Origin of the sequence: Vibrio neptunius, from assembly GCA_019339365.1 — a bacterium.
Classification (GTDB): Bacteria; Pseudomonadota; Gammaproteobacteria; order Enterobacterales; family Vibrionaceae; genus Vibrio; species Vibrio neptunius.
In genome coordinates this window covers 953111-965638 of record CP079860.1, presented here as the reverse complement: position 1 = coordinate 965638, position 12528 = coordinate 953111, and the positions used below count along the sequence as shown (strand labels likewise).

At 44.6% G+C, this 12528-nt stretch carries 15 protein-coding genes and 3 pseudogenes; 5 read left to right on the top strand and 13 right to left on the bottom strand.

The genetic code is table 11. The features are described from left to right. Positions 1-265 precede the first annotated feature (265 nt). Positions 266-847 (top strand): FMN-dependent NADH-azoreductase, encoded by a 582-nt coding sequence (locus tag KW548_21015; GenBank protein ID QXX08142.1) that lies wholly within the window; start codon positions 266-268, stop codon positions 845-847. Between the two features lie 36 nt (positions 848-883). On the opposite strand, the pseudogene KW548_21010 reads toward KW548_21015, so the two are convergent. Next, a pseudogene (locus tag KW548_21010) lies at positions 884-1776 on the bottom strand (LysR family transcriptional regulator). A 192-nt stretch (positions 1777-1968) separates the two neighbouring features. Between KW548_21010 and KW548_21005 the strand changes: the two are divergent. After that, positions 1969-2325, top strand: a complete 357-nt coding sequence (locus tag KW548_21005) for a DUF413 domain-containing protein (protein ID QXX08141.1) — start codon at positions 1969-1971, stop codon at positions 2323-2325. Positions 2326-2491: 166 nt separating this feature from the next. Here KW548_21005 and KW548_21000 read toward each other — a convergent pair whose 3' ends face one another. From KW548_21000 to KW548_20970, 7 genes are all read right to left on the bottom strand, one after another. Further along, on the bottom strand, positions 2492-2773 hold the full coding sequence (locus KW548_21000; GenBank protein ID QXX08140.1) for a hypothetical protein: 282 nt from the start codon (positions 2771-2773) through the stop codon (positions 2492-2494). A 176-nt stretch (positions 2774-2949) separates the two neighbouring features. Further along, complete coding sequence (locus KW548_20995) at positions 2950-3441, bottom strand: DUF1311 domain-containing protein (protein ID QXX08139.1); 492 nt, start codon at positions 3439-3441, stop codon at positions 2950-2952. A gap of 137 nt (positions 3442-3578) precedes the next feature. Further along, positions 3579-3986 carry a GFA family protein gene (locus KW548_20990; protein QXX08138.1) on the bottom strand — a complete coding sequence of 136 codons (408 nt, stop codon included), beginning with the start codon at positions 3984-3986 and terminating at the stop codon, positions 3579-3581. Positions 3987-4021: 35 nt separating this feature from the next. Continuing rightward, complete coding sequence (locus tag KW548_20985; GenBank protein QXX08137.1) at positions 4022-4420, bottom strand: GFA family protein; 399 nt, start codon at positions 4418-4420, stop codon at positions 4022-4024. A gap of 290 nt (positions 4421-4710) precedes the next feature. Further along, positions 4711-5106, bottom strand: coding sequence for a hypothetical protein (locus KW548_20980; GenBank protein QXX08136.1), 396 nt, complete (start codon positions 5104-5106; stop codon positions 4711-4713). Between the two features lie 107 nt (positions 5107-5213). Next, on the bottom strand, positions 5214-5465 hold the full coding sequence (locus tag KW548_20975; protein ID QXX08135.1) for a hypothetical protein: 252 nt from the start codon (positions 5463-5465) through the stop codon (positions 5214-5216). A gap of 209 nt (positions 5466-5674) precedes the next feature. Beyond that, on the bottom strand, positions 5675-5926 hold the full coding sequence (locus KW548_20970; GenBank protein QXX08134.1) for a DUF3081 domain-containing protein: 252 nt from the start codon (positions 5924-5926) through the stop codon (positions 5675-5677). Between the two features lie 230 nt (positions 5927-6156). On the opposite strand from KW548_20970, the pseudogene KW548_20965 reads away from it, so the two are divergent. Continuing rightward, positions 6157-6492 (top strand): annotated as a pseudogene (locus KW548_20965) (hypothetical protein). Beyond that, a pseudogene (locus KW548_20960) lies at positions 6491-6682 on the top strand (sensor histidine kinase). The pseudogenes KW548_20965 and KW548_20960 overlap by 2 nt, the downstream one beginning before the upstream one ends. A gap of 37 nt (positions 6683-6719) precedes the next feature. On the opposite strand, the gene KW548_20955 reads toward KW548_20960, so the two are convergent. The 3 genes from KW548_20955 to KW548_20945 all read right to left on the bottom strand — a co-directional run bounded on the left by KW548_20955 (position 6720) and on the right by KW548_20945 (position 9801). Continuing rightward, the gene (locus KW548_20955; protein QXX08133.1) at positions 6720-8108 is read right to left on the bottom strand and encodes a DASS family sodium-coupled anion symporter; all 1389 of its coding nucleotides are present in this window, start codon (positions 8106-8108) and stop codon (positions 6720-6722) included. A 161-nt stretch (positions 8109-8269) separates the two neighbouring features. Next, positions 8270-9118, bottom strand: coding sequence for an alpha/beta hydrolase (locus tag KW548_20950; GenBank protein QXX08132.1), 849 nt, complete (start codon positions 9116-9118; stop codon positions 8270-8272). A gap of 95 nt (positions 9119-9213) precedes the next feature. Continuing rightward, positions 9214-9801 (bottom strand): TetR/AcrR family transcriptional regulator, encoded by a 588-nt coding sequence (locus tag KW548_20945; protein ID QXX08131.1) that lies wholly within the window; start codon positions 9799-9801, stop codon positions 9214-9216. Positions 9802-10025: 224 nt separating this feature from the next. Here KW548_20945 and KW548_20940 point away from each other — a divergent pair, with 224 nt between their 5' ends. Beyond that, positions 10026-10985: a transposase gene (locus tag KW548_20940; protein ID QXX08130.1), complete on the top strand. Its 960-nt coding sequence runs from the start codon at positions 10026-10028 to the stop codon at positions 10983-10985. A gap of 416 nt (positions 10986-11401) precedes the next feature. Here the strand turns inward: KW548_20940 and KW548_20935 are convergent, their stop codons facing one another. Next, on the bottom strand, positions 11402-11926 hold the full coding sequence (locus tag KW548_20935) for a DNA mismatch repair protein (protein QXX08129.1): 525 nt from the start codon (positions 11924-11926) through the stop codon (positions 11402-11404). Then, complete coding sequence (locus KW548_20930) at positions 11926-12312, bottom strand: MAPEG family protein (protein ID QXX08128.1); 387 nt, start codon at positions 12310-12312, stop codon at positions 11926-11928. Before KW548_20930 ends, KW548_20935 begins: the two co-directional genes overlap by 1 nt. Positions 12313-12528 lie beyond the last annotated feature (216 nt).

Below are 12528 nucleotides of genomic sequence, written 5' to 3'. Positions count from 1 at the left end.
AAGGCTGTGATTGAAGCATGTGTCAGTCAAACACAGCCGCTCTGCGATCATCTTTAGCCACGAGATCAAGCCGCTCGTGATGAGTACATTGGTTAAACGAAACCTCAAAGTAATCCGCTTTGTCGATGCAACACAGTCATTCAAAAATTTCGAATGTCTCGCTCGAAGAGAGTGGATTTTTTCTCGCCGTGCTTGAACCTAAACTCAATAGCAACAGACACTAGGGCTCGATTGAATCCAGCCTGACTAGACGAGAAACATGATTATGACCAATACACTTGTTGTTAAATCCAGCATTCTGGGCCCTCACTCTCAATCAAACCAATTGATCGATCAGGCTCTTGAAGGCAAATCAAACCTTATTCAACGCGATCTGGCCGCAACGCCTTTACCGGTACTTGATATGAATGTTGCAACCGCACTGCGCAGCGACGGTAATGATCTGTCAGATGAGCTTAAAGCAATACTGGAGCTCTCTAACCAGTTGATTGACGAACTCAAAGCCGCAGATACCCTTGTCATCGGTGCACCTATGTACAATTTCATGGTACCGACTCAGCTTAAAAACTGGTTCGATCTGATTGCTCGTGCTGGCGTGACCTTCTCTTACACCGAGACTGGCCCTGTGGGTTTAATCGAGAACAAGAGAGTGATTGTTGTGACCACTCGCGGAGGTCTACACAAAGATTCTCCACGCAACTCGATCGAAAGCTACCTGACCACAATGCTGGGGTTCATTGGCATTACCGATGTTGAGTTTGTCTACGCTGAAGCACTTAACATGGGCGAAGATACCGCAGCCATAGCACGTGAAGACGCACTGAAGCAATTGACTGAGTTGGTGTAACTCATTAATCATAAAGCCCTCAACTGAGGGCTTTGTCTATTCATCGATCGGCAAATCCGCCATTTGTTGTAATGAGTACGCCGTGATCGGGTCAATGTCTTTCACCAATTTCTCTACCTGCCCAATCGCTTCGACCGAAGAGCTCGCTTTACGGTAACTTAGGTAGATAGGTCGGTACCAATCCTCAACACCCGCTACTTTAAACAGTTGACCACTAGCAATAAAGGGCTCAACTAATGAGATAGGTAAGTAAGCACTTCCTCCCTTTTCAAGAATGAAATCCATTGCAATCCGCGCGGTTGACGTTCTCAAATAAGGGGCTGGAATTTTAGGATGTCGCTCAGCATGTTCAGATGCAAACTTGGTTCCCCAATCGACGTAAACATACTTATCTTCAAATACACTCTCTAACGTATGCTCTTGTGTTGAGACCAGAACCAAAACGATATCGGCGACCTTTTTACAGTGCAATTCATCCGCTTTAATCTGGTCAAACGCAAACGCCATATCCAGTGTTCTCTCTTGCAAGCAGCGATTCAGAGCCTCTCGCCCCATCACTTCAGCCATAAAGCCGTAACCACCAAACGAATCCGTGACAATACTCAGGCAGTTTTGCAAGTAAGCATCCCAGACATTTGGGGTTCCCCCATCGTTAGTTGCAACCCCTTGCCACTTTCCAACGACAGCTCCAACTTTGCTTGTTGCAAGGTTGCGACCATCACTTCGGCATAGCTCACCAAACGTTCACCAGAGGACGTCAGCTTGATGTTGTTCCTGTCACGAATAAACAACTGAGTATCAAAATAGCTTTCCAGTTGCTTGATCCGTGCACTCACCGCTGCCTGAGTAATGTATAGGTTCTCGGCTGCACGTCCGAAGTGACGCACATTGGCCAGTTCTAAAAATGTTTTAAAGACTTTGACGTCCATCGAAATACCTCAGTTCAGAGCATGAAAGGTTAGCATTCATCGGTTTCACTTTGTTTTCCATTCAACAAACTGTTACCTAACCTTCATAAAAGTGTTTAATTGAGACGATAAAAAGGTTTTGTTTTTCTTTTGTTAAATTTACGCCTACTTTTCGTTTTAGTTCAACCAAGTAGGTTTATAGAGGCTACCACAATGTCTGACACTCTATTTCGTCACGGCAAAAAACGTTTTTATGACAACACAAAGTTCCCACGAGGATTTGCTAAGTCTGGAGATTTTACGCTTGCAGAAGAGGAAATCCTAACGCTTTATGGGGATACGATGCAGGGTTTGGAAATGGGAACCCTGGAACCAGAAAACGCCGAGGAAAAGCACTTTATTAAGGTGATAGAAAACCCTGGTAAAGCCAAATCCAAACTGGAGCGAGTCTGGCTCAAGTACGTACAGTTAGCGCGTGGTCGTAAGCGTTTCCACACCCTCAATGGTCGCAGTAAGCCAGACGCCACTGAAGACTATTCTGAAGATGTCAGCCTAGCTGAAGAAGACTAGCGATCGAGGCATCTTAACTGGCGGCCAATATAGAACACCAATTATTGGCCGCCTTTCATGCTCCAATAGAAAAGCGTAGGTCTCTTGAGCCTGAATCACCGCTGAGAATGTTGGCCAAAATTGCTCAAAGTCTGCTTTTTTGATTTCCCTAATCATCAATTTTCTCCTAGAACATATCACTAGAAACCAAAATATCCCCTCGATATAACTTGTCACTCATGCTCAACTTAAAATAAAAACTCTCTTCATCTTCCATTTCCAATACATAGAAATTCAGTTCAGCACTACCAAATTGTCTAATCTGATCAATCCTCGTCGCCGCGTCTTCTTTGTTAGGGACAAGCCCAACCAACAAGGTCTCACCGCCTAATTTCAACGACACATTATACCCATCACCATAACTCGGCGTTGATATTTCATATCGAGATTTGATTTCATTCTTATTCATTATAATTCCTCAATAAGTTAACTATTTTGATAGTATATTCGTTTGTGCAGGGAGCTAGACAACCAATGAGGTTACGGAAGCACTCTTGCTGAATGACCATACAGCGGCCAAAAACCGAAATTTAAACTAATCCAAATACGCTAAGTATTGAATAACAACTGGAATGGCTTGTTGTGTTAATGTTCACCTTGGACCGCTAACCAAGACTTAAGCAGTAATGCTCTGTGTTTAATCATTGGACTTATAGCTTGATCTGCATCCCCTGCTCTCATTGCGATGTACATAGTACCAGATTTGTTTTTATATCTTTGATCCAGTAAAAAGCTATTAAACTCAATCGCCGTATCCCTCGTTTTTAACCATGATAACTGGCTATTTTTCAAACGCTCTTTGCCATCTACGCTTAAGCTTCTATAAAGGCGTCGATAATAGTTGTTCAGTTCCCGATCCCAAACTTCGTAACGAATAAAACATCTCACCGAAAGGGAGCCACCATAACTATGATCTAAACAATCTTGTACATAGGTATCAATATATTGTTCAAATTCACCAACAGATGAAAATTCACTTAGGGTTAAAAAATTCTCTACTGGCCTTTCTTCAAATGACTGAGCGTAGGGTGAAAATGGAAACATCAGTAAAGGAACAAGTAGCTTAAATAGCTTCATATTTAACTTTCCTTGATTAACATATCGCCTTTCTAGGCGTATACCGCCTTATTTAAATCGTAAGCACTCAGACTGATATAAACCAAAACTGCCAAGTGTTAAGAGACGACTTAAATTTTTGGCGAGTTTTTACATCTCTACTTTCGCCCGGGCTCATGCCTCTCGTAATGGGGTAACTCCGCACTTAGGTCTTCCCAGTTCGCTTTTGATGTCACAAAATTGTTAGAGATAGGGCGTTCTGCTATTTCACTGTCTAGTGCCCCTAAACGGAGACGATACAACTCAGGAGATTTGGCGTTTGAACTATAGATAGGGGCGCCACACGCTTTACAAAAGTACTTGCGCTTCCCTTCGCTACTCTCATAAAAGGTAAGCGTCTCACCACTGTCTGTTAACTTCAGATCCTGTGCATTAATGAAACCATTCGTCGCGTAAGCACTTCCACTTGCTTTGCGACACAACGAGCAATGACAGTGAATAATGTCCGTTACATTACCATCAAGTTCAAATTGGATTGAACCGCACAAACAACTTCCCTTATACATCTGTTTTCCTTAGTGAGTTTTTGGGCTGATATACTTCAGCTCATTGCTTTTTTGAACGCGGGTAAATCAGAGAGATCGTCTAACCAGCTCACTTTTGACTCATCATAAATATTGACCTCTGGTTTAAGTTCCTGCGGAGACTCCGTATCGAGACTACCTAAATGCAGAATGTTTAAACCGGCGTATCTTGGGTTTGAATTGAAAATTGGAGTACCACATTGCCCACAGAAATGTTTACGCGCATTCTCTGTCACATCACAAGAGACCAAATTGCCACTAATCAGGTCAAAATCAGTCGTCAATACAGCAACATAAGTTGAGAATGCTGCACCATTCATTTTTCGACACAATGTACAGTGACAATTTACAATGCGCTTAAAATCACCTGTTACTCTAAACTGAACCGCCTTACATTGGCAACTTCCTAACATCATAATATTCCTCATAAAATCAAAACATTATAGCGATTAACGCCACGTTAAGTAGTGACCAGCATCTAGCTCTGTTCTAAAACCTTATAGAATCTAGATTAGTAGATTAGAGTAAGTAGATTAGGGACACACACCAAAAAACTGGTTAGCAGCGTTCCTGAGTTCAGTTATATCGCCAGCAAAAAGCCAGCTTCTCTTATCGGTGTGGTTCCACTCACCAAAAACAGAACCCTATAAAAGCAAGCAACCTATCCTAGGCAAGCGCACACAAGTACGAACGTTTTTTTATACAGCTACTGACTCTCTGAGATCCTCAGATAGGTCCCATTAAAGGAGACATTTAACCCGCCACAACCATTGTCTTGGCTCACTACTAGTGTCTCTTGATCTAATAAAATGCGGAGAGTACAGCCGTCAGCGTCATAGTCTATTTGATTGCCTTTTAACGTTGCGACACCGTCGATTTCTCCAAAATTTACAAGACCGGAGGAAGAATCACCGACCCAAACTGATGTCCCTGATAGTTCATATGTGTTCGAATCCACCTTAGTTAAATCAATAAAGGCTGTGTCAGTATCCAATTGGTCATTGTGATATCGCTCATAATGCCCCTCAAAACTAGGGACGCTGGCTGCAGATGCAAACGAAGAAACAAGCAACATACTTAGTGCAATGCAAACTGTTTTCAAGTTCAAATTCTCCTCTAAATTCAGCAGTTAAATTCAGCAAAATTCAGCAAATTCAGCAGGACACACACCACAAGTCTATGATGCTACACCTCCTTGTTGATACCCAATCAACGCGAGATAAGGCTTTGCTCTGACTTAAGCGTTTTCACGATGCCGTCTCGCTGACTATCGCTCAATGGAAACCAACGGTTCTTCTGGATCTGCGGTTCAGACAGTACCTCAAGCAGCGCATCTGGGCTCAGTTTCGCCTTCCCATGCGCCACCAGCTCAATCGGTTGTGCACACAAAGACTGCAAACGACAAATACATTGATCGACATCTTGGGTAAAACATAAATTATACGCATTTTGGTTCTGCATCTTGATTAAACAAAGATCGGGAGTGCCACGATAGATTCAGGACACACACCGATAGATTCGGGACACACACCAAAATAACGAATCGCTTCATGGCAAAACGAAAAAGCCTGACTGCGATTGAATCGAAGTCAGGCCTTACGAGCCACTTAACCGAGTTGTCCCACTTGATGGATCACTTCAATTTCGTGGCCTTCCGTATCATTGCTACATTACTTTGCGAGTGTGGCGACTTTCTTGAGGAAGGAGTCACGCAGATGCTCCTGATCGTAATCCAAATGATAGGTATTGTGGAAACCGATCTTAAGCTCAACGCCGTTACCACGTAAATACACACTGTACCCATCGTAGTCCGAGAAGGCTTCTATCCCTTCATACATCTTGCCATATTCAGTCGGCGTCCCGTTCGACATCACCGTCTCATACGCGTGAAGTATCTTGGTCGGGTCGAGTTCGTTTTTCATCACTTGCACTCCGTATTTATACCCCTTAAGTATGAGTAGCACGTCTCTTTTTCGCCATAACAGACTTTGAGCGAAGTCAAAAGTTGAGCAATTATTCTTTCACTGTCTAGCCTGCAACAAATCATCAGTTAGATGAATTATTTGTAATGTTCAGGTTAGAAGGGGTTAAGGTCTGCAACGTAATCTTGTTTCGGTCTACACAACATCCACTACCTAACAAGGATTACATTATGTTCAAATCATCCATTGCTTTCATTTGTCTTTCACTCACCATGATCACGCCAGCGATGGCGAACGAGATTCAACACGGTCCTGCGGTCAGCGCGGTCGAAGCACTGCAACAAATCAAACGTGAACACCCAGCCAAATATGAGTACATCGCTTTGGCAGTCGATGAAAACGGTAAAGACCAATACGTGGCTCAGGTCGAGGAAAGCAACCCGCCGAAGCTTGTCAAACTCGATGGCCAAAGCGGTGCGAGTCAGGTGGTCGACACCCGCTCCGCCAAATACAACCTGCTGGACGTTCTGACCTTTGTAGAGAACAACTTTCGTGGACAGATTGGCGCAGAGCTTAACTAAGCTCGGGCAGAAGTTCTTCAGGCAGGAAGCGAGCCGCTCAACAGAGGGCAATGGATTAGGGCTAAGTTTCGTCACCAGCGCCATAGCAAAAATGTCTGGCGACGTTAAGTTCAGTAACGAGACTCTCAACCACCAGCGTGGGCTGAGGGTGGAGGTTAGGTTGAAGAAATCTTAGTCAGAGATAAAAAAGGGAGCCTCGGCTCCCTTTTCTATTACGCCCAGAATGTCATGGCGATAAAGGTCAGTACGACAATACACGCGATATTGAGGATCAGGCCAACACGCATCATTTCGCTTTGCTTAACGTGACCCGAGCCAAATACAATAGCATTGGGCGGAGTAGCAACGGGCAGCATAAAGGCACAAGAGGCCGCCACGGCGATCAATACCGAAAGCACCACAGGCGACAATCCGAACGCTTCTGCCACGCTGGCGAATACGGGGATAAGCAGCGCCGCACTGGCGGTGTTGCTAGCAAACTCTGTCAGAAAGACCACAAATACAGCAATCACCGCAACAATAAAGAAGATGCCTAGGTGTGAAATCAATTCACTCAAACCGTTGGCTAAGAATACGCTAGTGCCGGTTGCCTTGAGTACGTTGCTAAGACAGATACCGCCACCAAACAACAACAGTACTCCCCAGTCTGCCGTCTTCTCGATATCTTTCCAATGCACTACTCGAGCAAAGTTAACCGCGACAATCGCACCCAAAGCAACAACCGTGTCGAACTTAGCGTACCCACCAATCAACGCATTGATTGGCTTACTGAAAATCCACAGGCAAACCGTTACAGCAAAAATACCTAAGGTGACAATTTTACCTTTATCCCAGTTGACTGGAGCATCGTTAAGTTCAAACTGGCCGTTCAGGTCTGGCTTCAGTACCAGGAACAAGACTGCGACAGCGATAGGCAGCAAGATGATGGCAGTCGGCAGGCCAAAGCGCATCCAATCTGTAAAACTCAGCCCCACTTCGGCCGCTGCAATAGCATTCGGTGGGCTGCCAACGATGGTCGCGATACCGCCGATACTGGCGCTGTAAGCGATTCCGAGCAGGACAAACACATAAGTTTTGTGGCCACTTTCAGAATTGACTTTACTCAAGACACCGAGCACTAGCGGCAACATCATCGCTGTGGTCGCCGTATTACTGATCCACATGGACAACGCAGCCGTCACACCAAACAGCATAAAGACGGCAACGCTCATCTTGCCTTTCGCAATGATCAACACTTTATCAGCAATGACTTTATCTAGCCCCTGACGATGCATCGCCGCAGCTAATGCAAAGCCACCAAGGAACAAGAAGATGATGGAATTGGCAAAATTATTTAAGGCCGTTTGAGTATCAAACACACCAAATAAAACCGCCATAACGGGCACCAGAATAGCGGTAACGGTAACGTGCAACGCTTCAGTCAGCCAGAGAATGGCGACAAACGTTAGCATGCTCAGGCCAAGCACGACCTGAGGTTCGAAGGGCAGTGTAAAGTAGAGGGTCGCGAATAAGGCGACATTGGCGAGAACAATCAGGCTGTTGCGGTTTAACAGCCACTCCCGAGTGTTTGTGGGCAATGGAACACTATCATTTCTATTCATTATTATATTTCCTCATGAGGGCCAGATGGCAATGCAAATGGTCCCACAGATGTGTATGAGGAAATACTTTTCATTTCTAAATTGTTAACCATATCAAAAACATGGTTAAGGTTTTTAAAATAATGAAATAAAAGAAGTTTTATTTATAACCAATTTGTCTACTACGCAATCAACTCATCAAAACTTTGCATGACTTGAGCGCATTTCATTACTCTCCCATGCCCTTTCCCCTGAGTCGCCACCAAGGTGACATTAGCCATCTCCTGCGCCGCTTTCTGCGATACAGAGAACTTGGTAAATTTGTCCCCTTCGTCATGCACTATGATGGTTTTCGACTGACGTAACTTGAGCTTGTTGTAAGGGTCAATCGACTGAATTGGATAGCGGTATTGCTCTTCCACTTCCGACACCACCGCATTGAACAAACGCACCGAGTAGCCAGAACGGGCGACACTGCCAAACAGGTTATCCAGGTAGTCCAACACCGGAGCAATAAGCAGTAATGGCTTGTCGACCAGTTTCTGATGGTGGCACTCAATCGCCGAAGCGGTACCCATACTGTGCCCCGCTAAACCCGCCACTTCATCCACGCTATCAAGAATTGCCTCCAAGCCATGAACAAACGCCGGAATATGCCCGTACAAGCCACCACTTTCACCATGCCCCGGATGATCGTACGCCAGTGCGGTGTATCCCTGCGACGCAATATGTTCCATCAGTGGAAAAAATTGGCTCGCCGTACCAGACCAGCCGTGAGTTAGCACCCAAACTGGGCCCTGACCAAGTTGATATGTCTTAAGCGGTCCTTCTTTAGATTGGACTTCACCTATAACTAAACCTTGAGGTTGAGCATTCTTTGGCTTAGTTCTCGCAGGTGTTAATAGCAGTTTACGCGCCGTTTGCTTTGCATGACTTGGGGCCAATGTGTGGTGTAAGCGTGTCGTCAGGTTAACCAAACTCTTCTTAACACTGAACTTGTTCGAGGTATTAAAATAAATCTTCTCACTCATGGTCGTTATCCTTTTCGGGTCCGCCTTACAAAAGCGAACGACCGTGCTATTTTTAGTTAAATTATTGGCTGAGCCTAAACTCAGCCTGCAAATGCTTATTTCCAGCTTGTTATCATGCGTTCAACGCCTTGCCAGAAATGTTGATAGCTCTCCTGCTCCCCGTGTATTGAATAAAACAGGTGAGCACTTAAATACAAGCCATACAACTCAAAAGTGGCCTGTTTGGGTTCAAGATCCTGACGAAATTCACCATTTTCGACCCCTTTCGCGACTTGAATTCGCAAGTATTCGATCCAAGTTGCGATGGTTTTTTTCAGCGCTTTCTGCGTTAGATTCGTTTCTGAATTGGTTTCTTTCCATGCATCCAAAAACATGCAACTGCCCTGAAAAGAATGATTCCAGCCCAGCCAGTTATCCAACAGAGTCCGAATCTTCTGCTCTTGGCTACGGGCACTTTGCTCTCTCGCTGGCGTAATCACCCGTTGGGTAAAAATCAGGTTCGCATGCTCCAAAACCGCGTTCTGTAAGTTATCTTTGGAGTTAAAATGGGCAAACAAACCACTTTTAGACATCCCACATTGCTTAGCTAATTCACCGATCGTCAGGCTTTCCAGCCCATTTTCACTAGCCAGTTCAAATGCCTTACTCAAGATATTGTCTCGGGTTACTTTACCTTTGCTCATCTTACTCTCACTTATTTATTCTTATTATTTTTAGCACGTTCGTACTTTTTGCAATCGATAAATAGCTATAAATTCAGTAAATTCCACCAAAGCAGTACAGAGTAAATTCAGGACACACACCAAAAGGACTAAATAAGTATGATTTCCCGCTTTTCGAGGGACTGATTACAAACTCTTGTTTGAATGATTGCTACCTTGTTATTGTTCGACAAGGAGACACATTGATGACAACTGCGCGCAAGCAACTTATCTCGATTGAAGCCACATCCTATTATCACTGCGTTTCTCGTTGTGTGAGGCGTAGCTTTTTATGTGGTGAAGACCCACAAACCCTAGTGAGTTATGAGCACCGCCGGGAGTGGATTGTCAACAAAATGCACTCGCTTGCTGAGCTCTACTGCATCGATATTTGTGCTTACGCCATCATGAGTAATCACTACCACTTAGTCGTCAATATCAATCGAGAGAGAGCTTTGGGCTTATCACATCATCAGGTTGTTGAACGCTGGGGGATGGCGCATAAGTTACCCCCTATTGTTCAACGCTGGCTTGATGGCCAGCTTACTCACCCGATGGAACAGGAAACATGTATCGAGATCATTGAGCGTTGGCGAGAACGTCTGTGGGATTTAAGCTGGTATATGAAGGAGCTTAACTACGATATTGCTTGCAAAGCGAACAAAGAAGACAACTGCACTGGGCATTTCTGGGAAAGCCGATTTAAAAGCCAAGCTTTGCTGGATGAAAAAGCCCTAGCCGCTGCGATGGCGTACGTAGACCTCAATCCTATTCGAGCAGGCATTGCCACTAAACCCGAAGACTCAGAATTCACTTCCATCAAAGCTCGAATCGACGCCTTAAACCAACAGCAATCTACAGCCCCTTGCCTTCATCCATTTATCGGTCACGAGAGCCACTCAAAAAGAGAAGGTATTCCTTTTCGATTGATGGATTATCTTGAATTAGTCGACTGGACAGCCCGTCAAATTCGGCCCAATAAAGCATCGATGAATACCAGCCTGCCACCCATATTAGATAGGCTTGGGGGAAACAGAAACAACTGGCTCAAGGTGTGTACTCAATTGGAGAAATTTCACGTCACGGCGGTAGGCAGTCAAGCCAAGGCTATCATCGCCAAAACCGCTCTGAATAAGAAAAAGCTTCATTTACTCACCTTTGAGTAAGCGTCACTCGAAAGCTGTTAGACATTCCCCCACAGCTTGATAGCTGACATGGTGTTGAAATAAACGTACCGATATTCAATAGAATACCTTCCTCAAGTCCAAGTCAGCGACAATATTTCTCAAAGTTGGCCGTTTATCAAAATAACCCTCGGGTGATTTGGTGAGTCTTACTGACGATTTACTGGTGTGTGTCCCGATATTCAAGTGTATTCCCACTAGTGTATTCCCACTAGTGTATTCCCACTAGTGTATTCCCACTAGTGTATTCCCACTAGTGTATTCCCACTAGTGTATTCCCACTAGTGTATTCCCACTAGTGTGTGTCCCGATATTCGATGTCCCGATATTCGCCCCGATATTCGCCCCGATATTCGCCCCGATATTCGCCGGTATTCGTTGCTTCGTTCTTCGGTCATTTAAGGCTTTCTAGCCAAATCACGCGCGAGAATCAAAGCCAGGCCAAAGACTTGCAAAAATAGACCGATATTTTTGTACCAGGCGATTTTTTCATTCAAAGCCGCCATTACTTCGGTAATGGTAAGGTTGTTCAGGTAGTAGTCATCAATCTGATTACGATAACCCTGCTGAGCCTGATTAATCTGCATCATTAATGGGCTCAAATTTTCACGGCTGATCTGCGGAACACTTCCGCCTAACCAAGCACTGAGTTGACCTTGAAGCACAGTTTGCAGCGCGTCATCAATCTCATCATCATCCGCTTGACTAAGGTGTAACAACATAGCCTCGCGTTTACGCTCCAAGGTTTCGACACTGCTCCATGCGAGCTGAATCGAATAGATATTTTCGTCTTTCTGTTCTGCCAGGGTCGAGAGTTCCGCACTTAACCTGTCTAACACCACACTCGACATTACAATCGCAAGAATGTTGAGAACTAGACCAACCAATACCAGAGACCAAGCAGGCGGAACTTTGAAAGGCATTACCATAGCTTTCCAAACGGTAGATAAACGAGGTTAAGAACAATAAGTGCCACCATCGTCAGAAAGGTTAATTTCATACCAGTAATACGGCCTTTTAGCTTCTCAGCTAATACCGCCTTAGCGTGCAGAAGTCGGCCAATGACAAATACAACACCGGCTATATGGATCATCCAAGGGCTGGCTCCGTTATATTCAACCATCGCCATCAAGAACAAAGTGATTGGAATATAGTCCATGGCATTGCCTTGCGCACTGCGGGCAACCTGAAGGGCATTAACTCCACCATCAGCATAAGCAACCTTGGCACTGCGACGCTGTTTAATGACCTCTATCGACAACCATATCATCAACATGGCTAACACCGACGCGTAAAGCGCTGTAATCATAAGTATTTCTCCTTGTTACTCTGATTATTGTAGAGAATAATTTCAGAAGTTATGGAGAAAATCCATGACAACGCCCCACTTATGAGTAGGACAAACAAACTCAAGTCATAATTATTAACAGCAATGAGTGCCATAACCTGAATTGGTAAGACAATGTTAACCTGTGCCTAGGAAAGTCTGCTCAGACAGAAACTGATAGATGTTTCTTCAAGCTTC